This window comes from Neptuniibacter sp. QD57_21 (genome assembly GCF_047778075.1).
Classification (GTDB): domain Bacteria; phylum Pseudomonadota; class Gammaproteobacteria; order Pseudomonadales; family Balneatricaceae; genus Neptuniibacter.
Window position 1 is genome coordinate 2170241 of the sequence record NZ_CP180549.1, and the last position, 22187, is coordinate 2192427.

Consider the following 22187-nt stretch of genomic DNA (forward strand, 5'->3'; position numbering starts at 1 on the left):
TGCCCTGTGTCTGATACCTGCTTCTCAAATCTCAATCTTCCAAAACCGATGCTAAAGAACCTGGATCATCTAGGCTATAAGCAGATGACGGCTATCCAAGAGAAAGCCCTACCCGAGGTTTTGCGAGGTAATGACCTCATTGCGAAAGCAAAAACAGGCAGCGGCAAAACAGCTGCGTTTGGTATAGGTACACTACTGAATTTAAACCTTCGTAGTTTTGCCACACAAGCCTTAGTACTTTGCCCTACACGTGAATTAGCAACACAAGTTGCTAATGAGCTAAGAAAGCTTGCTCGCTTTACTGAAAACGTGAAGATTCTTACTCTCTGTGGTGGCCAATCAATTGGGCCTCAGATTGGCTCTTTGGAGCATGGCGCACATATTGTTGTAGGTACACCGGGTCGTATCAAAGACCATCTACGTAAGAAAACTCTGCGCTTAGATAAAGCCACTACCGTAGTGCTTGATGAAGCGGATCGCATGCTTGATATGGGTTTTTCTGATGACATTCGTGACATCATAGGGCAGACCCCAAAGAAACGCCAAACACTGCTATTTTCTGCTACTTACCCAAAGACCATTGCGAGCCTGAGTGCAGACATTCTCAATCAGCCAATTACGGTAGAGGTAGAATCCACTCACCAACAATCTCAGATTGAACAACATTTCTTTGAGATCGAAAAAGAAAATAAGCTAGAGAATTTGAGCGCGATTTTAGCTCAGTTCAAACCAGAGTTTGCAGTGATTTTCTGCAACATGAAGCAAACCTGTAATGATGTTCAGCAGCACCTAAAATCCTTGGGCTATAGCGCAAAAGCGATACACGGCGATTTAGAACAACGCGATCGTGACCAAATACTAGTGCAATTCGCCAACCGCAGTTGCTCTATCCTTATCGCGACTGATGTAGCAGCGCGTGGATTAGATATTGATGACCTCCCTTGTGTCATCAACTACGATCTTACTCGCGACGCTGAAGTTCATACTCACCGTATCGGTCGTACAGGCCGTGCAGGTAAGCAAGGCATGGCACTAAATCTTTATCAGCCATCAGAAGCTTATAAAGTGGCTTCCATTGAAAAGTATTTGGATACAGAGTTCCCCGTGACTGAACTACCAGACGCAGATCCGAACTATCAGCCGAATAACCCACCAATGGCTACGCTTGCGATTGCTGGAGGTAAGAAGAACAAAGTTCGCCCTGGCGATATCTTAGGTGCATTAACAGGCGATGCTGGAATACAAGGCAGCCAAGTAGGCAAGATTAATGTGTATGATTTTGCTGCTTACGTTGCCGTTGAACGCAAAGTTGCACGAAAGGCAGCCGAGCGCTTGAGCCAAGGTAAAATTAAAGGCCGCAAGTTTAAGGTCCGTCGTCTTTAACCTTTTTTACGGGCTAAACGCTCAAAGTGACGGCGATACTGGTCTGCCAGTATCGCCCATTTAAACCGATCGACATTCACTTGCTCCCCCCACTCACCTGCGTACTTTCTTTCTACTAACTGATCTAATCGTTCAGCCAAGACTTCAGCTTCGCTTTCTTCTTTATACCGGCAGGCTTCAGGGAACAATTCTCTATACGCTAACCTTTCAGGGACTAAGGGCTCCGCCCCAGACGCAACCCCTTCTAGAACAGCTATCCCTTGGTAATCATGTACAGCCGTTGAAAGCACAACATCCGCTTTACGCAGTAGAGCCAGATAATCCTCACGCGACGAAAGATAACCCCACTCTCCAGCGCAATCACCGAGTAGCACACGGAGTTGTTCAAATTGCTCTGGCACCTTTCTAAACTGCTGCCCGACCACATGGAGCTTAAAGTCCTTGCGTTTCTGGATAAGCTGTTCAACTGCATCAAGTAGCAGTTGAGGGTTTTTATCGTATTCCCAACGGTGATTCCAAACGATATGAACTTCATCAGATACAGGAGAATGTATTTGGTAGCTATCAGACTTGATAGGAACAGACAGCACCGATGAATTATCTCTAATCCGTTCGATCAAATTTGCTGGTACTTGATCGGGCATCTTTTTCAAGAGAGCTTTCGCGCCATCCAAAAGCGTCTGTCGATTATATTCACTGTTAAATAAACAATAATCCGCAGCCAGCGCGGTATAAAGGTTCAGAATGCATGGCTCAACGGTTTTAAATGCTTTACCAGACTCAGGATAAGCGAATTGGTTTTCGTGAAAGTAAACCAGTGCTGGAATTTGGGCTAAAGATGGTACAAAACCACGCAAGGCAGACAGGTCTGTCATAGAGGTCGCCACGACCAGATCATAAGGCTGGCTTAGTGTTTCCCTTTCATTAAACGCCCAACTAAGACTGTTCCCTCTCATACGCCAACTAAAATAACGTCCTGGCAGAGACAAAACTGTCCATTCGTGTTCATTCAAGTGCTCAACAAGCCCTTTACGCCAATAAACATGACTATCCGCATCGTAAGCTGAGAGAAGGAGTATTCGCATAAAGCCGCCGTTGAAAAAAAGCGCTAGTGTATCAGCCAAATTTTGCTTTGTCCTATTACACTTAAAACTGAGTCACAAAACCAAAAGTATCAAAATACGATACCTTTTTTGAATATTTAGCCCTGCTTCCTCAAAGCACACATACTTTACGTATCAACTTTTGAGGAAACCATAATGAAAATGACAAAGTTCAACAGCGTAATCAATGACCTAGAAAACTGCGTACAAGAAGGAGACATTATTTTTATCTCCATCAATAGTTTTCTATACCGCCAGGTCGCAAAAGGCACTGGCAGCTGGACTTCGCATGTAGGCTTTGTCGTTAAAGAAAATGATGAATGGTTTGTTTTAGAAAGTGCTGTTCCCTGCGTTAGACGCACGAGCCTAAAAGATTTTGTATCGCGCACAACCAACGATGAAGTGAGCATATTACGACTTAAAGAGCCGTTAATTGATGCAGATATTAGCAAATTAAAACAAACCGCTGAGAAACGTAAGGGGCGCTTTTATCACTTAGGCTTTAAATTCGATTCCAAGCGACAGTTTTGTTCGAAATTTGTTTATTTAACCTTTAAGGAGGCGTTAGGGATAGAGTTAGGTAAAGTACAAACGCTAGCTGAACTATTGGATGAAAACCCACAAGCCAGCGTTAACTTTTGGCGCTGCTGGTACTTTGGTTTTGTACCTTGGCAACGAAAGACAATTACGCCTGCCAGTCAATTGAATGACCCGCAACTCGAAACGATCTATACGACTGTCAGTCAGGGAACCTGAGAACAAGTCTTATGCGACTCAGGCTTACAGAGCAATTGAAGCACGAGGCAATGATTACAGGCATGCTGGTTGCCTGTCGAAAATCATTAACAAAGTGATTCAGTTGCTATGTAAGCCCCGTAGGGTGAGCTCTAAAGCGCCCATCTACTTTGTCAGCCAGCTTGAAAAGGTCCAGACATTTCACTGCACTGACTTTCGCGTATCTGGCCGCTTTAGAACCCACTGAGAAAGCATTGGACTTATTCGCAGATTCCCAAACACTGACAGTCAGGACTGTTTCTTACAAAGAGTTATAACGAGCAGCACTGATAAATTCAGAGAAGGTTTCACACCAAATCACAGCCGTAGAATATTTAGCCGGATCTACCCCTTCTGGTAAGTTAACCACAAAGCCATCAAATGTTTTGATTTCTGCAACTTGTACCATATCTCGCTTATTCTCAAGAAAACTCGTCTCGTCATCTACAAATACAGGAGAAAGGTAAAGCTTATAATCAGGACCAGGAGCTAATTTACCTTTGAATGCTGCAACACCGCCACCCAACATCACTGAGCCTTCTCCCCAATGCAAAAAGTCACTGCCTTTTAACTCTTTCACAAATTGCCCTTCAAACTGCGCCTGAGCTACAGCCGAAGAGATCTCTTGCTCAGAAGGTCCCTGTGGCTGAATTAGGATAGGTAACAGGTATACGCCTAAGGCAAAGCCAGCAAAGCCAACTAGGCCATGACTAATCAGTAACATTAATTTTTTCATATTCCCCCCTAAAGCTGCTAAAACAGCCAATATAAAAAAACCACCCGAAGGTGGTTTTAGAATAGATCAAATTAGCTTAAAGCTTTTCAATTTCAGCTTTAGCTTTTAACTGAGCAAGGTGATCTTGGTAATCCTGCTGACCTTGACGGTTATTAAGCATCATACCCATAAAACGAATCTCGTCTTCTTGCAGCTCAATATCTTGCTGACCGATTGCGTCTAGCGCGATAATCATTTTGCTGCCATCTACAGTATCAACTGCTGCATAGGTAGAACCACTTTGCGGTTTTACCATTTTGAATGCGGCGGTAAGAAGCTCTTGTGGAAGCTCTCTCTGGCTACGATTAACTGCAGGCTGCGCTACTACTTCATTACCTTCTGCAACAGTTGCTAGATCTGCACCTTCAGTAAGCTGAGCAACAATAGCGTTCGCTTTTTCAGTCATCGCTGCAGCAACTTGCTGCTCAACCAGAATAGCGCGGATCTGATCAGCCACTTCGTCTTGTGCTTTTTCACGAGGTAGTTGATGTTCAACTACACGTAAAACAACAGAGCGACCAGAATCCAATTCTACTGGCGTGCTGTTCAAACCTTCATTGATCAGCTCCTGATCGAAAGCAACAGCAAGAATCTTCGCGTTGGAAGTAATCGCATCTTCGTTACCAGAACGCGCAAATAGCTCAGTTTTCTGAATCTCTAGTTCTAGCTCTTCAGATGGCTCTACCAGATCACCAGAAGAGAAAGACACATCAGCTAAACGCTCTAACTGCTCAACATACTCTTCTTCAGCCTTCTGATTTAGGAGATCAGAACGAAGCTCTGCTTCAGCTTTTGCAAAAACAGGCACTTCAGACTCAACAACATCAACTAGTTTAATTAAGTGATAACCAAATTCTGAACGAACTGGCTCTGAAACAGCACCTTTTTCTAGAGCATACAAAGCGTCTTCAAAGTCAGTTGAGAAAACACCTTTCTCATTAATACCTAAATCACCACCCATCTCAGCAGATGCTGGGTCTTGAGATTCTGACTTAGCCAACTCTTCAAATACTTCACCTGCTTTTAGGCGCTCAGCAATTGCATCAATCTTAGCTTTTGCAGCAGCATCGCCTTGCTGTTCAGAAATCTCGATAAAGATATGTGCTGAATGACGCTGCTCTTGTGCTTGGAATGTATCAACAAGCTGCTGGTAGGCTGCTTGAAGTTCATCATTAGAAACTTCAATACCTGCTTCTAAAGCACTTCTTTCTAAAAGAAGGTATTCAATCGCTACCTGCTCTTCAGTCATAAACTGTGAACTGTTCTCTGCATAGTAATCGGCAATCTGCTCATCAGAAACCGTAATTTCAGCACGAACATTGTCCGCAGGCAGTGTGAAGTAGCGAAGATCACGCGTTTGATTCTGTAGAACGTTTAGAGAATTCAGTTCATTTGGCAGAGTAAATGCAGATAACATGAACGCTATACGCTCTTGCTCAGTCACCTTCTCTTTACGCACGATATCACGATACATCAACGGCGTAAGACCAGCGTTACGTAACGTCGCTTCAAATTGAGCACGATCAAACTTACCGTCTAAATGAAACTCTTTCGTAGAAAGGATCAGTTGATCAATCATTGCATCAGAGAATGTCAGACCTTGATTTTGTGCAGATTGAACTAAAACAGATTGCTCAATCAGGCCTTCCAAAACCATATTGCTGATCAAACCGTCATCCAGTAGCGAAGGATCAGCATCCTCCCCCATCTGCGACAACATTTGACGACGTTGCAATTGAACACCTTGATAGAGATCTTGCTGACTGATCTCTTCACCATTAACGGTCGCAGGAGCATTACTGCCAGCAGTTAAACTAACCAGCGATTCAACACCAAATAATGCAAAAGTAACTGCAATCAAGCCAACAATAATCTTGGCAATGATTCCCTGAGAGTTATCACGAATGGACTGTAGCATTATGCCTCTAAACCCCTGGCAAAATCTTTAACACATAAAAAAGGCGCATTCTTACAAATGCGCCTTTCAAGAATTTTGTACCTGACTCACTAATATGATTTAGCTCGTCATTCTATGTAGAACAGAGATCGTCTGTTAAACAAAGTTGGCGGAACGGACGGGACTCGAACCCGCGACCCCCTGCGTGACAGGCAGGTATTCTAACCAACTGAACTACCGCTCCTTTCGCGGGTCTTTAACCCGCACCTAAAGTACTTTATCAGTACTTCAGGCTGGGTAACTCACTAAACTAATGAGCTACCTCCCCTAAGTAAGATCGTGACGCGATCAGATCTTACTTGTTTACTGCGTCTTTCAGAGCCTTACCAGGCTTGAAAGTTGGCAGTGTAGCGGCAGCAATTTCAATTGGCTTGCCTGTCTGTGGGTTACGGCCCGTACGAGCAGCACGCTCTTTCACAGAAAATGTACCGAAACCTACAAGTGCAACAGAATCACCGTTTTGAAGTGCACCAGTAACCGCTTCCAGTGTAGCATCCAGCGCGCGACCCGCAGCTGCTTTAGGAATGTCGGCTGAAGCTGCGATAGCGTCGATCAGTTCAGACTTATTCACGTTGTTCCCCTTTAAATAGATCGTTATTTTTAATTGTTCCGTTATCCATGCCCAGCAAGATGGTCAGGCATTTATACCAAGGTGCAGAAAGGAGTGTCAAGACACCTAGAACACCTTTCTACCCCTGATGAATACTAATGTGGCTTTATTTGCTCCGGCTCAGCTTTTGTAGCCTTTTCCTTTGCCGCTACCACTTCTTTCTCGCTTTTCTCTACAGGTTTTGGTTGATACTTTAGTGCGATGTCCAGCACCTCATCAATCCATTTAACCGCCTTAATATCGATATCTGCTTTGATATTGTCGGGAATTTCCTTTAAATCGCGCTCATTTTCCTTTGGAATAATGACCGTTTTAATTCCCCCGCGGTGTGCTGCGAGCAGTTTTTCTTTCAATCCGCCAATAGGTAAAACCTGCCCTCTTAGGGTGATTTCACCTGTCATTGCTACGTCAGCCTTAACCGGAATATTGGTTAAAACCGATACTAAAGCCGTACACATTCCAATACCCGCACTTGGGCCATCTTTTGGTGTAGCGCCTTCTGGAACGTGAATATGAACGTCTTGTTTCTCGTGGAAGTCAGACGCAATACCTAGGGCTTCAGCACGGTTTCTTACAACAGTCAGCGCAGCTTGGATGGATTCTTTCATCACATCCCCTAAGCTACCTGTAGTCACCTGACGGCCTTTACCTGGTACCACTGCCGTTTCGATGCTAAGGATATCGCCACCCACTTGGGTCCAAGCTAGACCTGTGACTAGGCCAACCTGATCTTGCTCTTCAGCGATACCGAAGTTATGTTTACGAACACCACTGTAGTGCTCCAACTGAGCTTCTTCAATAACCACTGGCAGATCTTTCTTATCAGCCAAGGCAAGCTCTTTAACTACCTTACGACAAAGCTTAGCGATCTCTCGCTCAAGGCCACGCACACCAGCTTCGCGGGTATAGTAACGGATCAAACCAGTAATGGCACTATCCTTTATCTCCACTTCACCTTTTTTCAAGCCATTATTCTTAAACTGCTTCTCAACAAGGTAATTTCGAGCAATATTCAACTTCTCATCTTCGGTGTAACCCGGGATGCGAATGATCTCCATACGATCCAACAAAGGACCCGGAATATTCATAGAGTTGGAAGTACATACAAACATTACATCAGACAGATCGTAATCCACCTCTAGGTAGTGATCGTTAAAACTGTTGTTTTGTTCTGGATCTAGTACTTCAAGAAGAGCCGATGCTGGATCTCCACGCTGATCCATACCCATTTTGTCGATCTCATCCAACAAAAACAGCGGGTTTTTCACACCTACTTTCGACATCTTCTGCAACAGCTTACCTGGCATAGAGCCGATGTATGTACGGCGGTGACCACGAATCTCTGCTTCATCACGCACGCCGCCTAGCGCCATACGCACGTATTCACGATTCGTAGCACGAGCGATTGAACGGCCTAGAGATGTTTTACCTACACCTGGAGGACCAACCAAACAAAGGATCGGGCCTTTAAGTTTCTTAACTCGTTTCTGAACCGCCAAGTATTCCAAAATTCGGTCTTTAACTTCTTCAAGACCGAAGTGATCTTGATTAAGTACCTTCTCTGCTCGCTTCATATCATGGCGAACTTTAGAGCGCTTAGCCCAAGGAATCTGGATCATCCAATCGATGTAACCACGAACAACTGTTGCTTCAGCCGACATTGGCGACATCATCTTCAACTTGTTGTATTCACTCATGGTTTTATCGAAAGCTTCTTGTGGCATTTTTGCTTCAGCAATTCGATTTTTCAGCTCATCCATATCGTTAGTACCGGACTCATCCAGATCACCTAACTCTTTTTGGATAGCTTTCATCTGTTCATTCAGATAGTACTCGCGTTGACTTTTCTCCATCTGCTTTTTAACCCGTCCGCGGATACGCTTTTCCACTTCAACCAGGTCAATTTCAGATTCCATCAACGCCATTAGATGCTCTAGGCGCTCTTTATTGCTAAGCATCTCTAAAATCTGCTGCTTCTCTTCTAACTTAAGCGACATGTGGGCTGCAATGGTATCTGCCAAACGCCCTACATCGTCGATATTCTGGAGAGAAGAAAGCACTTCAGATGGAATTTTCTTATTTACTTGAACGAATCGTTCAAATTGCTCTAAAACTGTACGCTTGTATAGCTCGCTTTCAGCTTCCGTCAGCTCTTCAATTGCAAGCATATTTGCTTGAGCAGTAAAGAAGCCTTCGTCTTCACTCAATGCGTGAATGGTTGCGCGGTAATCACCTTCCACCAGCACCTTTACAGTTCCGTCAGGCAATTTAAGCATTTGTAATACGCTAGCAACGGTACCCACTTCAAATAGGTCTTCAGCTAACGGCTCATCATCTGATGCGTTTTTTTGTGCAACAAGAAGAATTTCTTTTTCCCCAGACATTGCAGCTTCTAGGGCTTCGATTGATTTTTCCCTTCCCACGAATAATGGGATAACCATATGCGGATATACCACTACATCCCTTAACGGGAGCACCGGCAATTCGATTAGTTGTTCCTGAATGTCGTCATGTTGTGTCATGAGCAAAAGCCTCATCAACCAGTCCGCGATGTATTGCGGAGAAATTCTAAAAAAGCGTGTCTTAGGGTTACATGGGGGTCAAAATTTCAAATGCAACCAATTAGATACAAAAAACAACGCGTTGGGAATATATCGAGGTAAGAGAACCGGGATACTAAATCTTATAGCAGTATCCCTTTATGGAGACAATCAAAAAAGGGGAATTTAATCCCCTTTTTTCACAGTTTGTAACACTTACTTGTAATAGGCTTTATCAGTAACACTGTGGTCTGTTATGTCACGCACACCAACCAACGTTGCTATACGCTCTACCAATGTCGCTTCTACGCCATCTTTCAATGTCATATCAACTGCACTACAACCCTGGCAACCACCGCCAAATTGAAGTACAGCAATATGTCCTTCCTCTTCCTCAACCACTTCCATCAGTTTTACTTCACCACCATGGGAAGCCAAACCTGGATTAATTTCTGAATAGAGAATGTAGTTAATCTGCTCTGATATCGGGCTATCAGGTGAAACCTTAGGCACTTTGGCATTCGGCGCCTTGATCGTTAACTGACCACCCATACGATCTTTCGCGAAGTCCACATGCGCTTCATCAAGATAAGGAACACTGTTCTTTTCAATGTAGAATCGCAGCTGTGTAAGCTCCAGAATTTCATCATCTTCGATAACTTCATCTGGACGACAATAAGCTAGGCAAGTTTCTGCATAAGATGTTCCTGGCTGTGTAACGAACATGCGCACAGCCATACCCTCAACATCCTGTTTAGAAAGTAGCTCTTTTAAGTATTCTTCTGCCGTTTCTGTGACGGTGATATTCATACGGTGTCCTGTATGTTGAACCAATCAATTCTTAAGCTCTAGGATACACTCAAAGTAAACCCGAGTAAATTGATCAACTATTAATCAATAGGTGGGGAATTCTATCGTATCCTTGTTTAATTCTGCTACCAAAACCGTCTTATCCTTTAGGCATTGATATACAGATCCTTTTATTTGCACAAATAGAAAGCGCTTATTTCAAAGAGAATCTGATAGAATTGCTTTTTTCCTATTTTGACCCCTATGACATTCTTCAACCGACAAAAAATAATAATAGGTTTAGGGCTGCCGATTATCGCAGGAATGCTTTCCCAAAGCCTACTAAACCTTGTAGATGCCGTACTTGTCGGTCAGCTCGGTGAAGCATCTCTCGCCGGCGTAGGCATAGGAGGTTATGCCAATTTCGTGGCAATCAGCCTTATTCTTGGCTTGTCTTCTGGAGTACAGACCCTAGTGGCCCGCCATCAAGGCGAAGGTCAGAACGATCATGCCGCCTCCCCAGTTCACTGGGGGCTAATGATCTCACTTATTTTTGCACTACCTGTCAGTTGTGTATTGATCTATTACTCAGGCTCCATAGTCTCACTGATGACTGAGGATTCAGCGGTACAAGATATCTCTGAAGCCTATTTTGATTACAGAACTGCAGCCATGCTTGCTATTGGGCTCAACCTCTCTTTCCGTGGTTGGTGGAACGGCACCAAGCGGCCTGCGACCTACTTTAAAGTTCTGATAGCCACTCATCTACTGAACGTGATTATTAGTTACTGTTTAATCTTTGGTGAACTGGGCTTACCAAGACTTGGCGCACCAGGAGCAGGTTTAGGCACCGCTATAGCATTGTATATAGGCGCTCTATTAAACGCTGTAATGGTCTACAAGGACGCCAAAACTAACGGGTTATTTAAATTCAGCACTCAGCAAGCATCCTCAATTTATAGAGTGATCAAGCTCGCAATCCCTCATTCAATACAACAGTTCTTTTTGGCTTTGGCTATTTGCATTCTTATCTGGATCATTGGTCAGCTGGGCACCAGCGAACAAGCAATCGCACATGTACTGATTAACCTCTCTCTTTTCTTGATCCTTCCTGCGGTAGGTTTTGGCGTTGCATGCACTTCGCTTGTGAGCCATTCAATTGGTGAAGATAACTATCAAGAAGCAGCTCGCTGGGGATGGGATGTGATTGTCACGGCGCTGGTTTGCATCAGCCTACTAAGCATTCCACTTGCAATCTTTCCTGAAGCAGTTCTTTCTGCGTTTTTACAATCAGAGCAACTGATCGATATCGCTGTACTGCCCTTACAACTAACTGCGCTAGCAATCTGTTTAGATGCTGCTGCAATTGTATTAACCCAAGCGCTACTCGGCGTTGGTGCCAATCGCTCAGTTTTACTTATATCTACATTTGGCCAGTGGTGCTTCTTTTTACCGCTAGCTTGGCTATTTGGACCTATTTTAGGCTTCGGATTGTTAGGCATCTGGATTGTACAGATTGTTCATCGATTGCTTTCGTCAGCAATCTTTATCCGCATCTGGTCTCAACAGCATTGGCAAAAAGTCAAAATTTAACCCCCCAAGCAGCTTGATTGTTTGAACCGCGCTGTTTCATCTTGCTATAGTTTAAAAACCACATTTAGGGATATGTAAATGACTGATCAGTCACTGGTTTTTTCGTTCTTCTTAATTTTTACGGGTGCTGCCATTGTTGCGTCTTTGGCGCTCTACACCCGTCAGCCTTTACTCGTGGCCTATATCGTTTTGGGAGCCATTTTAGGTCCATACGGCATGAGCATGGTGACTGATACTAAACTGCTATCTGATATATCCCACGTCGGTATCATCTTCCTGCTATTTCTTCTTGGCCTAGACATGCAGCCCTCACATCTATTGCAGATGTTACGTAAAGCCACCTTGGTCGCCATAGGAAGCTCATTGATCTTCTTTGCCCTAGGCTACAGCGTGGGATACGCCTTCGGTTACACCCAAACAGAAAACCTAATCATCGGCGCCGCTGTGATGTTTTCGAGTACGATCATAGGCATCAAGCTATTACCTACAACAGTACTTCACCACCGCCATACTGGTGAACTCGTCGTAGGCCTTCTGCTGCTACAAGACGTTATCGCAATTATGGTCTTACTGTTTCTTTACAGTGGCACAAACGGCGGTACAAGTAGCGATACTATGGCTCAATTCGCCACAACGCTCGCCGCATTACCTCTCTTGATCATTGGCGCATTTGTCTTTGTAAAATACGTGCTGCTAAAACTGATCCAGAAATTTGATCGCTTTCATGAATACATTTTTCTACTTGCGATCGGCTGGTGTCTTGGCCTAGCAGAAATGGCACATTTGGCAGGCCTATCTGCAGAGATTGGTGCATTTGTTGCTGGCGTCTCCATAGCCACCAGCCCAATTGCTCAATACATCGCTACAAGCCTAAAGCCACTACGTGACTTTTTCTTGATCCTATTCTTCTTCTCAATTGGAGCAAGCTTTAATCTTACCTTAGTTAGCACGATTGCGATTCCAGCAATTATTCTGGCAATTTTGGTCCTTGCGATTAAGCCAGTAGTTTTCCGCTTTTTACTAAGCCGTATTAGTGAATCGAAGCAACTTGGCTGGGAAGTGGGTTTTCGCTTGGGCCAGATAAGTGAGTTTTCACTGTTGATAGCTTATATCGCGGCGGGAAGTATGATGATTGGCGAAGAAGCCTCTCATGTTATTCAGGCAACTGCGATCTTAACCTTCTTGTTATCCAGTTATGTGGTGATCTTCAACTTCCCATCACCGATCGCAGTTTCAGATAAGCTTCGCCGAGATTAACCGGCGAAGCTACTCGTTCAAGCAAATTGAGAGATATTACGGCTCTGCCACAGCTGCTCAGCTTTATCTAATAGTTCAGGCATTTCCGCTGACTCGCCTAACAACCTCAAAACTACAGCCATAGATGAGATGATCGCCTTATGGCCGTATTCATGCTCACCTGCGCCTTTCCAAACATCTAATAAGGTTTGCGCAGGAAGCTCATCCTCTTTGATAAAGCGTTTTTCAACGATACGAGGCCAGTCGTATTCCGTTAACTCACCGCTGTCTGACCACTGCAGCAAACACTCTGTATCCGGTCTAATCTCGGCCTCACCACCATCACCACGCATAGTGACGTTGCGTTTAACACCTAAGAGCTGGGCAGTTTTTTGATGCATAGGGCCGTAAGCGGGATGAAAAACGCCATCGATACTTGCTGGCGCATCAGCAGGATTGAGCATGCGACATAAGGTATGAACCGGAGAACGCAGTCCAAGAATTGGGCGCAGTTGAATAATTTTCCCGAGCGGAGGGCAAAACTGATCCACAGACATATACGCAAAGTTAACTCGGTCTAACTCAGCCTCGGTCTCAGACCAATCCTGGCAGGGATTTAAGTTAAACAAACTCAGCATATCTTCTACATAGATACGCCCCGGCGTGTGACCTTTTGAACCATGCATAAAAACACGATAGCCATGGCTTGCTAGACATAAAGCAACCAGCAGATACCAAGTGTGACGTCTCTTTTTACCTGCATAAGTCGACCAATCAAGATCGACTTGCATTTCACGACCAACCGAATAACGACTGCGCACAGCATCGGCAAACCCCGCAAGCTCCTCTGGCGCCTCCTCCTTTACTCGCAACAACATCAAAAAGGCTCCGAGCTGTTCAGGCGTTACCTCTCCATCCAAGATCATGGCCATTGCAGCTTCAGCCTCTTCGCGGCTAAGCGATCTAGTACCATTTTTGCCTTTGCCCAAAATACGAACAAAGGGAGCAAACTTGTGTTCTTCGATCATCAGTCGTTTAAACCTTGTCCTTAGTTAAAGGAATTACTAAAGTATGGACTCTTTTTCACAGGCCCCAAGTTTAATGAAATCTTACCCCGAGCAGCTACATCTTTTTTTTAATGCCCTAACCTATTTTACCCGATTCACTTCGCCATCCTGGGTGCATTACACAAAAGAAACACAAGCAAAATCGACTAAGTACTTGCCATGGGTAGGCCTTCTAATTGGATTTTACGCCGCTCTGATCTATTGGCTTTCTAGTTTTATCTTCACAGATAGCATAGCTGTAATTCTATCGATGTTATCCAGTATTTGGATGACAGGAGCACTCCATGAAGATGGCTTAGCGGATTGTTGTGACGGGTTTGGCGGAGGCTGGGATAAAGAACAGATCCTTCGCATCATGAAAGACTCCAGAGTGGGCAGCTACGGTGTGATTGGCTTGATCGTTGTCTTATTACTTAAATTCAACGCCCTACTAGAAGTCCAGCATACCATTGCCCTCATTGTGTTAGGCCACTGTCTCAGTCGCTTATTCCCGCTCATCATCATCTATCGTGAAAAATACGTTAGTGATGAAGAGACTAGCAAATCCAAACAGATGCTAAGCCCCTTGAGTAAAATGGATCTGCTTATTGCTGCCCTGCCAGTTGCGGCATGTTTTATCTTTTTACCACTCAGCTATCTTAGCGTTTTAGCCCCAACCCTTATCGCTACCGCTTGTATGATCCATTTCTTCAAACATTGGATCGACGGCTATAATGGTGATTGCTTAGGCTGCTGTCAGCAAGTCAATGAATTATTGATCTATCTCTGGCTGTGTATACCGATCTTTCTTATCTGACTAATATCGATCAACACATGTGACAGATCACTTTCCTACAAGTCATAGGACGTGCAGGTCGCTTTCTGATAGAATCGCCGCCTTCTTAAGCCGGTACTCATCATGAAACGTAAACAAAGCCTTTTTGCCAAACCAATTCCTCAGAAAAAGAAGCCTAAGGCAGCCACGCCTTATCCAGATACTCTGAAAATTGAAGGACTAAGCCATGAAGGCCGAGGTATCACCAAACATGATGGTAAAACTATATTTGTAGCTGGCGCGCTTCCAAATGAAGAAGTTAAATACGAGATTACCAGCAAACATCGCCGCTACGATGAAGCTAACTGCACTCAAGTGCTAACTGAATCCTCGCAACGCACGTCGCCAAAGTGCGAGCATTTCGGTACTTGCGGTGGTTGCGATCTACAACACCTTGCTCACGAACACCAAATCCCAACCAAACAAACATTGGTTTTAGATCAACTCAGTCGTTTAGGTAAATTTGCGCCTGAAAAAGTTGAAGCACCCATTACAAGTGCAGAATGGAACTATCGCCGTAGCTGCCGAATAGGCATCAACCAGATGATGCGAGATGGCAGTGCACTGGTTGGCTTTAGACGCCGTGGCAGCAGCAAGCTGACCCAAATAAATCATTGCCCCGTCCTCGCGGAACCTCTAGATAAGATCTTGTCGGCGCTACCAAAAGCACTGGAAGCAGAAGAACAGTTCAAAGAGATAACACACGGCGAATTAACTCTGGGAGACAACCAAGGCGCATTAACGCTTCGCGTAAAAAAACGCCCGAGTGAAGCGCTTTGCCAAGCGCTAAGCGATTTAGCTGAACAACAGAACTTTAAACTCTATTTTGATCACGGCGATAAGATAGAACCCCATTCTGACAAGGCGGTTTTAAGCTATGAACATCAGCCAACCGCCACAAACATCGAATTTGAGCCGGGCGACTTTATTCAGGTAAACAACCAAGTTAACCAACAGATGATTGATCGAGCGATCTCTTGGCTTAACTTAGAAGCTAACGATAGAGTATTAGATCTCTTTTGTGGCATAGGTAACTTCAGTCTCCCGTTAGCGAAAACAGCAGCGCATGTTGTTGGCATTGAAGGTGTTGAAGATATGGTTGCCCGCGCTAATACAAATGCAGCTAATAATGATCTAGACAACTGTGAATTTTATCGAGCTGATCTAAGCAAAGATCTACGAGCTATGCCATGGTACAAACAAGGCTTTAATAAAATCCTACTAGACCCTCCAAGAACGGGCGCCTTAGAGATAATTAAGCAGCTTAAGAATCACCAGCCAGAGATGATTCTTTATGTATCTTGCAACCCAGCCGCCCTATCGAGAGATGGAGCCGAATTGATTGAGCAAGGCTATGTAGCAAGCCGCTTCTGTGTCATGGATATGTTCCCTCACACGTCCCATGTTGAATCCATGGTCTTATTCGAACGGAAAACCGCGTGATTGAAATCATTTATAGCGATGACTCACTCGTCATAGCTAATAAACCTTATGACATGCTATCTGTTCCCGGTCGAGGGGAAGATAAACAAGATTGCTTATGGCGCAGAGTACAAGAACAATTCCCCACAGCACGGGTCGTTCACCGTTTGGATTACGCCACATCTGGCTTGATGGTATTAGCCCTAACCCTTGAAGCACAACGTCACCTCAGTCGCAGTTTTCAAGAGAGACTGACCAGTAAACGCTACCAAGCGATTATCTGTGGAGAGCCAAGCGAAACAGCGGGTGAAGTAAAGCTACCTCTTCGATGCGATTGGGAAAATCGTCCATTGCAGATTGTAGATTTTGAGCAGGGCAAAAGCGCTCATACTCAGTGGGAACAACTTTCGAAAGAGTCGCTTGGTACAAGAGTCGCACTAAAACCAATCACTGGCCGCTCGCACCAACTTAGGGTACATATGCAAGCCATGGGTCATCCAATCGTTGGCGATCGCTTCTACGCAACCGAAGAAGGCATAGCCGCTTCAGAGCGACTACTTCTTCATGCCGAGTACTTAGCCTTTCCACACCCAGATACTGATGAGCAGGTCGAATTTTTCGCACCCTGCCCATTCTAAGCATCTCAAGAATTAAACTGGATTAGCGTGTTCACCACGTAAGAACGCCTGAATATTGTCTGCTGTTTGCTGAATAATGCGGGTACGAGCTTCTAGGGTTCCCCAAGCGATATGCGGCGTCACCAGTAAGTTTGGAATAGAAGGATCTAACAGAGGATTTCCATCTTTTGGTGGCTCGACGGTGAGCACATCAGTTGCCGCCCCCGCGATCTCAGCAGACTTTAACGCATCCACAAGGTCTTGTTCATTTACAATTCCGCCACGAGCAGCATTAACTAAAAACGCCGTGTTTTTCATCTGCTTGAAGACAGAATGATCAAATAAGTTTTCCGTATCATCTGTTAATGGGCAATGAATGCTAATTACATCAGATGTCGCAATCAACTCATCTAGGCTTACTCTAGCTGGATCTTGCACATTACCGCTCAAACTTTGCGCCACAATCACTTTCATTCCAAAAGCAGACGCCACGCTCGCCACCCCCTGACCTAAATTGCCATAACCAATGATACCTAGCGTCTTCCCTTCAAGTTCCACAATCGGGTAATCCAGAAAACAGAATTGATCCGAACGCTGCCATTGACCTTTTTGCACATCATTAGCGTAAGAAACTAAATTAGTGTGCAAAGCTAAAATCATTGACCATACATGCTGAACAACGGAACTAACACCATAGGCAACACAATTAGACACTGGAATACCTCGCTCAGCAGCTTCGGCTTTATCAACGACGTTGGTACCGGTTGCAAGCACACAAATATATTCAAGCTGCCCAGCGGCATCCATTACTTCAGCCGTAATCGCAGTTTTATTAGTTATCAGAACATCTGCATCTTTAACTCGCTCTAACACTTGATCAGGCCGAGTCAATTCGTAGCAAAGTAATTCTGAAACATGCTCTTTAATAGGAGAAAGATCTATCGCCTCCAACCCTTTTAAATCCAAAATTACAGCACGCATGAATCTCTCCTATTGATATAAATAACCACAAAAAAAGGGCCTCGTGGCCCTTTTTATAATGACAATATTGCTCACAACATCATCTTTTATGCTTTAGGTAAATTCTCTTTAATTTCCCAAAGAATCTCTTCCGCAACAATAGCAGGAGCCGATAGACCTTCCGAAGTTAATACGCTCAGGAAGACACCTGAACGAGTACGAATTAGTTTTAACTGATACTGACCTGTATGTTCAAATTTTCCTGTAGACTCATTGAAGATACCTGACTCTTCACCGCCGAAGACGTAGATCGGCTTACCAGCAAACCAGATTTTATAACCTTTTTTGTTGCCTTCATCTTCTGGGTCCACCAAGGTGTCTTTGGCTTCACCCTCTTTGACACCTTGAAGGTATGCTGCGGTTTTACCCGTTGTATAGCTAATGCCGCCCTCTTCTTCTCCATCAAAACCTAACGCAGCAGAAATTGAGCTAGTATCTAACTTAATCTCTTCACGATCAGAGTGTAACCATTCGAAGAAACCTTGTTCTTCGATATTTTCAAATGGAGTAGAAGTCGTATAGGTCATATAAAAGTACCCCGTATCTGAATCACGAGTACCTACATCCATATCCGCCTTATCTAAAGCACTACTAATTTCACTCCATGCAGTACCTGAATCGGTGTTCATCTTCAGAACTGGATTACCACGGGAATCACGACCTAGCTGCGTTCCAACACGACGTTTTTCATTGAATGCAATAAGTGTTTGGGCATTACGCTGACCTGAAGCTTTACCCAGGTAACGCAGCATCTCAAACATCATATCTGATTTAAAAGTTACACCCTTAGCTTGAGTCGCCCAATCAATACTGGATACCTCTTCATCGGCAGCAAAACGAACGTGCTCCATGCCAATAGTGGTTCTAGACGGATCACCAGCAACTGGCTTCAAACTAACACGTAACTTATCTTTAGTATCGCCAGGTATATCCTGGAAGGTTAAACGCTTAACCCAAGTATCAACCAAACCAAACTCTTTAGCATCGTGATGGATCCATTGTGTTTCCATACGACCCTGACGTGGATCTGACTTCGCTATATCAATACCATTAAATTGCCAGAATTCTTGTAACTTAACCCAAACACTGGTGATTCCTTCATCAACAATGATTAGCTTTTGACCGTTTTCACGTTTCAGGTTAACAGATTCACTGCCCGCTTCTGCGTAGAAAAATTCAGGGCGAGGAACTATAAAGTCCCCCGTACGAGCCGTAGCAACATTACTAATTTCAGGAATAGTCAATGTATCTGCTGTCTGCTTTGCCTTGAGGTGAGCAGGCAACTCTAGACGCTGGCTCGTTTGCGCCAATTCGTAATCCTGACTACGGTCACGGACTATGCCATTGTCACCGTAGATAGGGTTATCATCCAACATACTGCAGCCAGAAAGCAGCGCTCCAGTAACCACTGTTACAGATACAATTTTCTTCATGAATATAGCCGTTTAGATAATGTTAGTGCTACGCATCGCTTCACGAACAGTGTCGTGACACTCATCTGCCAATACAGTTAGTGGCAAACGAATCCCAAGTCCCATGTAGCCCATTTCAGCTAGCGCCCATTTAACCGGAATTGGGTTAGCTTCAACAAACAGCTTCTCGTGAAGTGGCATTAGGCTGTTATTTAGCGTACGCGCTTCTTCTGCTTTACCAGACATCGCCAAAGCACACATTTCAGCCATCTCAGCAGGTGCAACGTTTGCAGTCACAGAGATGTTACCTTTACCACCCTCGAGCATTAGCTCTACCGCAGTAGCATCATCACCAGAATAAACAGCAAAATCAGCCGGTGCTTTAGAGATTAAATCGATACCGCGAGGCACGTCACCTGTTGCTTCTTTAACACCAACAATGTTGCTGATCTCAGCAAGACGCAGCACAGTTTCAGTCTGCATATCGCAAGCAGTACGGCCTGGTACGTTGTAAAGGATCTGTGGGATATCTACCGCTTCAGCAATAGCTTTGTAATGCTGGTACAAACCTTCTTGAGTCGGTTTGTTGTAGTAAGGAGTCACAAGCAAACACGCATCTGCACCCGCGTTTTTAGCTTCAGCAGTTAGCTCGATTGCTTCGGAAGTTGAGTTTGCACCTGTGCCTGCAATCACTGGGATGCGGCCTGCAACACGTTCAACTACACGTTTAATCACTTGGCAATGCTCATCGCAGTTTAGTGTAGCGGACTCACCAGTAGTGCCCACAGCGACGATGGAATCAGTGCCCTTATCCAGATGCCAATCTACCAGTTTGTCAAGGGAATCCCAATCGACGTCTCCGTTAGAAAGCATAGGGGTAACAAGAGCAACAATGCTGCCAGTAATCATTTTTTTCTCCATGAGATTTATATCAGGTTTTGCAAAGGACAAAACTACTCTGCCCTAGTGCGTATTACAACCTTAAAACTTGACTAATCGACCCTAGGCGGCTGAAAAGATTCAATTTTTCCTAAGGTCGATCCAAATAGAGGGCTAAGAAGGGATATTTCTACTTTCACTCACAAAAGATTGCCAATTACTCGTGAAATAGATCACTTATAATCTAAACCATATCTGGTATCGTATTAAGAGACGTATTCTATACGATTTTATACTTTGTTGAGTAGCCATCATCACTAAGGATTTACTATGAGCAACGTTGCTATTGATCAAAAAGTCCCATCTTTTACCGCTCAAGCCACTAGCGAGCAGACTGTTGAACTAGATGCACTGAAGGGCAAAAACATTGTTATCTATTTTTACCCTAAAGACAGCACCCCTGGCTGCACAACCGAAGGTCAAAACTTCCGCGACGCTATCGATCAGTTTGAAGCAGCAAACACCGTGATTTTCGGTGTTTCTCGTGACGGCATGCGCGCTCATGAAAACTTCAAAGCAAAACAAGAGTTTCCATTCGAGCTGATCAGCGACCCAGATGAAGAACTGTGCAAACTATTTGACGTAATCAAGCTGAAAAAGAACTACGGTCGCGAGTACATGGGCATCGACCGCTCTACGTTCTTGATTGATGCTGAAGGCGTATTACAACAGGAGTGGCGCACTGTAAAAGTTAAAGGCCATGTCGATGAAGTACTCGCTGCGGCTCAAGCACTATAAATCAGAATAACAGACACAAAAAAAGCGGTGTTTAAACACCGCTTTCTTCTAATTCTACAGGATGTTGCTTCGCCTTTGGCCAAGAACTCAAAATAGCTTTGATCAAAGTCGCTAGCGGAATCGCAAAGAACAACCCCCAGAATCCCCAAAGCCCACCAAAGACCAACACCGCTACGATAATAGCAACCGGATGCAGGTTTACCGCTTCAGAGAACAACAATGGAACAAGTGCGTTACCATCCAACGCCTGGATGATGCCGTACGCCACCATCAGGGTCATAAACTCACTACTCCAGCCCCACTGGAAGAAAGCAATCAACGCTACTGGAATCGTTACCAGTGCAGCACCAATATATGGGATCAGTACAGATAATCCGACCAAAATCCCCAGTAGCGCAGCATAGTTAATGCCCAAGAAGATAAAGGTAATATAGGTCACAGTACCTACTACGATGATCTCAATAGCCTTACCACGAATATAGTTGGCAATCTGATCATCCATTTCAGTCCAAACGCTGGTCATCATATCGCGCTTCTCAGGCAAAAATGATACCCACCACTTAGTCATAACTGCGCCATCTTTGAGGAAGAAGAAGACTAGTATAGGCACCAATACGAGATAGATCAGTAGCGCCATCACCCCAGTAATCGAGTTTAAAGAGAAGGTCACCACCAACTGCCCCATCTGCGATAGCTCAGCAGCAGCCAGGTCGATCAGCTCTAGAATACGAGCCTCCGATATAAACTCTGGGTATTTTTGCGGCAACAGAAGTAATACAGTTTGTATTTCCGACAAGATGCCGGGGAGTTCATTAAACAGATTTACCGCCTGACGCCAAGCCAGCGGCATAACGATCAAGAACAGCGCAGCCAAACCACCAACAAAAGCTAAAAAGACCAATATGACCGAAAGCAGATGTGGAACATTTAACTGCTTTAAGCGGTTAACCCCACCCTGCATCAAAAACGCTAGGATAATACCCGCAAAAACCGGCGCTAAAGCCTGACCTAAGGTAAGGATCACCAGCAATGCAGCACCTAACAAAACAAAGAGCAACAACGCCTCTTCGTCAGAAAAGTAGCGCTCTATCCATTTACTAAATATCTTGCGCATAAGAAACTCTGCTTAGCCTCGACGAATCAAATAAACATAAGGTTCCTGATCAGTGAACGATTCCAACAATTCATGGTCAGATTGATCGGTATAGGCTTTAAAATCTCTGATAGAACCACTATCAGTAGCGATAACTTTTAACACCTTTCCCGCTTCTAATTTATTTAGCGCTTGTTTAGCTTTCAGGAGCGGCAAAGGACAATTTAATCCAGACGCGTCTAATGTCTCGTCGAACGAATGTGTAGTCATTAACTTTTCTTAACGTAATTTTTGTTGTCGTTATC

Annotated in this window: 20 protein-coding genes and 1 tRNA gene; 8 read left to right on the forward strand and 13 right to left on the reverse strand. The window is 44.4% G+C overall.

The features are described 5' to 3' along the window. Positions 1 to 48: 48 nt before the first annotated feature. Positions 49 to 1383 (forward strand): ATP-dependent RNA helicase DbpA, encoded by a 1335-nt coding sequence (dbpA, locus tag ACMXYS_RS09665; RefSeq protein ID WP_415884653.1) that lies wholly within the window; start codon positions 49 to 51, stop codon positions 1381 to 1383. Here dbpA and ACMXYS_RS09670 read toward each other — a convergent pair. Continuing rightward, positions 1380 to 2507, reverse strand: a complete 1128-nt coding sequence (locus ACMXYS_RS09670; RefSeq protein WP_415884292.1) for a DUF3524 domain-containing protein — start codon at positions 2505 to 2507, stop codon at positions 1380 to 1382. The two genes, dbpA and ACMXYS_RS09670, sit on opposite strands and share 4 nt — an antisense overlap. Positions 2508 to 2642: 135 nt before the next feature. Between ACMXYS_RS09670 and ACMXYS_RS09675 the strand changes: the two genes are divergently transcribed. Next, complete coding sequence (locus ACMXYS_RS09675; RefSeq protein ID WP_415884291.1) at positions 2643 to 3242, forward strand: YiiX/YebB-like N1pC/P60 family cysteine hydrolase; 600 nt, start codon at positions 2643 to 2645, stop codon at positions 3240 to 3242. Between the two features lie 280 nt (positions 3243 to 3522). Here ACMXYS_RS09675 and ACMXYS_RS09680 read toward each other — a convergent pair whose 3' ends face one another. The 6 genes from ACMXYS_RS09680 to nfuA form a co-directional block, all read right to left on the reverse strand. Beyond that, positions 3523 to 3996 (reverse strand): DM13 domain-containing protein, encoded by a 474-nt coding sequence (locus ACMXYS_RS09680; protein WP_415896368.1) that lies wholly within the window; start codon positions 3994 to 3996, stop codon positions 3523 to 3525. Between the two features lie 76 nt (positions 3997 to 4072). Further along, positions 4073 to 5953 (reverse strand): SurA N-terminal domain-containing protein, encoded by a 1881-nt coding sequence (locus ACMXYS_RS09685; RefSeq protein WP_415896369.1) that lies wholly within the window; start codon positions 5951 to 5953, stop codon positions 4073 to 4075. Positions 5954 to 6099: 146 nt separating this feature from the next. After that, positions 6100 to 6176: transfer RNA gene (locus ACMXYS_RS09690), tRNA-Asp, on the reverse strand. A 111-nt stretch (positions 6177 to 6287) separates the two neighbouring features. Continuing rightward, on the reverse strand, positions 6288 to 6563 hold the full coding sequence (locus tag ACMXYS_RS09695) for an HU family DNA-binding protein (protein ID WP_007020114.1): 276 nt from the start codon (positions 6561 to 6563) through the stop codon (positions 6288 to 6290). Positions 6564 to 6697: 134 nt separating this feature from the next. Next, positions 6698 to 9124 (reverse strand): endopeptidase La, encoded by a 2427-nt coding sequence (gene lon, locus ACMXYS_RS09700; RefSeq protein ID WP_415884288.1) that lies wholly within the window; start codon positions 9122 to 9124, stop codon positions 6698 to 6700. Positions 9125 to 9358: 234 nt separating this feature from the next. Then, entirely contained in the window at positions 9359 to 9952 is a 594-nt protein-coding gene (gene nfuA, locus ACMXYS_RS09705) for a Fe-S biogenesis protein NfuA (protein ID WP_415884287.1), read from the reverse strand. Between the two features lie 243 nt (positions 9953 to 10195). Here nfuA and ACMXYS_RS09710 point away from each other — a divergent pair, with 243 nt between their 5' ends. Further along, on the forward strand, positions 10196 to 11524 hold the full coding sequence (locus ACMXYS_RS09710) for an MATE family efflux transporter (RefSeq protein WP_415884286.1): 1329 nt from the start codon (positions 10196 to 10198) through the stop codon (positions 11522 to 11524). A 78-nt stretch (positions 11525 to 11602) separates the two neighbouring features. Further along, positions 11603 to 12781: a cation:proton antiporter gene (locus ACMXYS_RS09715; protein WP_415896370.1), complete on the forward strand. Its 1179-nt coding sequence runs from the start codon at positions 11603 to 11605 to the stop codon at positions 12779 to 12781. A gap of 17 nt (positions 12782 to 12798) precedes the next feature. On the opposite strand, the gene ACMXYS_RS09720 is transcribed toward ACMXYS_RS09715, so the two are convergent. Then, the gene (locus ACMXYS_RS09720) at positions 12799 to 13788 is read right to left on the reverse strand and encodes a glycosyl transferase family protein (RefSeq protein WP_415896371.1); all 990 of its coding nucleotides are present in this window, start codon (positions 13786 to 13788) and stop codon (positions 12799 to 12801) included. Between the two features lie 73 nt (positions 13789 to 13861). Between ACMXYS_RS09720 and ACMXYS_RS09725 the strand changes: the two genes are divergently transcribed. The 3 genes from ACMXYS_RS09725 (at position 13862) to ACMXYS_RS09735 (ending at position 16701) form a co-directional block, all read left to right on the forward strand. Then, positions 13862 to 14623 (forward strand): adenosylcobinamide-GDP ribazoletransferase, encoded by a 762-nt coding sequence (locus tag ACMXYS_RS09725; RefSeq protein WP_415896372.1) that lies wholly within the window; start codon positions 13862 to 13864, stop codon positions 14621 to 14623. Positions 14624 to 14725: 102 nt separating this feature from the next. Beyond that, positions 14726 to 16084 (forward strand): 23S rRNA (uracil(1939)-C(5))-methyltransferase RlmD, encoded by a 1359-nt coding sequence (rlmD, locus tag ACMXYS_RS09730; RefSeq protein ID WP_415896373.1) that lies wholly within the window; start codon positions 14726 to 14728, stop codon positions 16082 to 16084. Beyond that, on the forward strand, positions 16081 to 16701 hold the full coding sequence (locus ACMXYS_RS09735; protein ID WP_415896374.1) for a pseudouridine synthase: 621 nt from the start codon (positions 16081 to 16083) through the stop codon (positions 16699 to 16701). The genes rlmD and ACMXYS_RS09735 overlap by 4 nt, the downstream gene beginning before the upstream one ends. Positions 16702 to 16713: 12 nt before the next feature. Here the strand turns inward: ACMXYS_RS09735 and ACMXYS_RS09740 are convergent, their stop codons facing one another. The 3 genes from ACMXYS_RS09740 to dapA all read right to left on the reverse strand — a co-directional run bounded on the left by ACMXYS_RS09740 (position 16714) and on the right by dapA (position 20021). Then, a complete protein-coding gene (locus tag ACMXYS_RS09740; RefSeq protein ID WP_415896375.1) occupies positions 16714 to 17661 on the reverse strand; it encodes a D-2-hydroxyacid dehydrogenase in 948 nt (315 codons plus the stop codon). 86 nt (positions 17662 to 17747) lie between these two features. Continuing rightward, positions 17748 to 19133 (reverse strand): outer membrane protein assembly factor BamC, encoded by a 1386-nt coding sequence (bamC, locus tag ACMXYS_RS09745; RefSeq protein ID WP_415896376.1) that lies wholly within the window; start codon positions 19131 to 19133, stop codon positions 17748 to 17750. A 12-nt stretch (positions 19134 to 19145) separates the two neighbouring features. After that, positions 19146 to 20021: a 4-hydroxy-tetrahydrodipicolinate synthase gene (gene dapA, locus ACMXYS_RS09750; protein ID WP_415896377.1), complete on the reverse strand. Its 876-nt coding sequence runs from the start codon at positions 20019 to 20021 to the stop codon at positions 19146 to 19148. Positions 20022 to 20321: 300 nt separating this feature from the next. On the opposite strand from dapA, the gene ACMXYS_RS09755 reads away from it, so the two are divergent. Beyond that, positions 20322 to 20789 carry a peroxiredoxin gene (locus ACMXYS_RS09755; RefSeq protein ID WP_415896378.1) on the forward strand — a complete coding sequence of 156 codons (468 nt, stop codon included), beginning with the start codon at positions 20322 to 20324 and terminating at the stop codon, positions 20787 to 20789. A 31-nt stretch (positions 20790 to 20820) separates the two neighbouring features. On the opposite strand, the gene ACMXYS_RS09760 is transcribed toward ACMXYS_RS09755, so the two are convergent. Then, positions 20821 to 21903 (reverse strand): AI-2E family transporter, encoded by a 1083-nt coding sequence (locus tag ACMXYS_RS09760; RefSeq protein WP_415891029.1) that lies wholly within the window; start codon positions 21901 to 21903, stop codon positions 20821 to 20823. Positions 21904 to 21915: 12 nt separating this feature from the next. Then, positions 21916 to 22152 carry a sulfurtransferase TusA family protein gene (locus ACMXYS_RS09765; protein WP_415884275.1) on the reverse strand — a complete coding sequence of 79 codons (237 nt, stop codon included), beginning with the start codon at positions 22150 to 22152 and terminating at the stop codon, positions 21916 to 21918. Between the last annotated feature and the right edge of the window lie 35 nt (positions 22153 to 22187).

Excerpts from the sequence above, each read along its gene's own strand:
- dbpA (WP_415884653.1), top strand. The coding sequence starts at position 49 with ATGCTAAAGAACCTGGATCATCTAGGCTATAAGCAGATGACGGCTATC.
- ACMXYS_RS09675 (WP_415884291.1), top strand. The coding sequence starts at position 2,643 with ATGAAAATGACAAAGTTCAACAGCGTAATCAATGACCTAGAAAACTGC.
- ACMXYS_RS09680 (WP_415896368.1), bottom strand. The coding sequence starts at position 3,996 with ATGAAAAAATTAATGTTACTGATTAGTCATGGCCTAGTTGGCTTTGCT.
- ACMXYS_RS09685 (WP_415896369.1), bottom strand. The coding sequence starts at position 5,953 with ATGCTACAGTCCATTCGTGATAACTCTCAGGGAATCATTGCCAAGATT.
- lon (WP_415884288.1), bottom strand. The coding sequence starts at position 9,124 with ATGACACAACATGACGACATTCAGGAACAACTAATCGAATTGCCGGTG.
- nfuA (WP_415884287.1), bottom strand. The coding sequence starts at position 9,952 with ATGAATATCACCGTCACAGAAACGGCAGAAGAATACTTAAAAGAGCTA.
- ACMXYS_RS09710 (WP_415884286.1), top strand. The coding sequence starts at position 10,196 with ATGACATTCTTCAACCGACAAAAAATAATAATAGGTTTAGGGCTGCCG.
- ACMXYS_RS09715 (WP_415896370.1), top strand. The coding sequence starts at position 11,603 with ATGACTGATCAGTCACTGGTTTTTTCGTTCTTCTTAATTTTTACGGGT.
- ACMXYS_RS09720 (WP_415896371.1), bottom strand. The coding sequence starts at position 13,788 with ATGATCGAAGAACACAAGTTTGCTCCCTTTGTTCGTATTTTGGGCAAA.
- ACMXYS_RS09725 (WP_415896372.1), top strand. The coding sequence starts at position 13,862 with ATGAAATCTTACCCCGAGCAGCTACATCTTTTTTTTAATGCCCTAACC.
- rlmD (WP_415896373.1), top strand. The coding sequence starts at position 14,726 with ATGAAACGTAAACAAAGCCTTTTTGCCAAACCAATTCCTCAGAAAAAG.
- ACMXYS_RS09740 (WP_415896375.1), bottom strand. The coding sequence starts at position 17,661 with ATGCGTGCTGTAATTTTGGATTTAAAAGGGTTGGAGGCGATAGATCTT.
- bamC (WP_415896376.1), bottom strand. The coding sequence starts at position 19,133 with ATGAAGAAAATTGTATCTGTAACAGTGGTTACTGGAGCGCTGCTTTCT.
- dapA (WP_415896377.1), bottom strand. The coding sequence starts at position 20,021 with ATGATTACTGGCAGCATTGTTGCTCTTGTTACCCCTATGCTTTCTAAC.
- ACMXYS_RS09755 (WP_415896378.1), top strand. The coding sequence starts at position 20,322 with ATGAGCAACGTTGCTATTGATCAAAAAGTCCCATCTTTTACCGCTCAA.
- ACMXYS_RS09760 (WP_415891029.1), bottom strand. The coding sequence starts at position 21,903 with ATGCGCAAGATATTTAGTAAATGGATAGAGCGCTACTTTTCTGACGAA.
- ACMXYS_RS09765 (WP_415884275.1), bottom strand. The coding sequence starts at position 22,152 with ATGACTACACATTCGTTCGACGAGACATTAGACGCGTCTGGATTAAAT.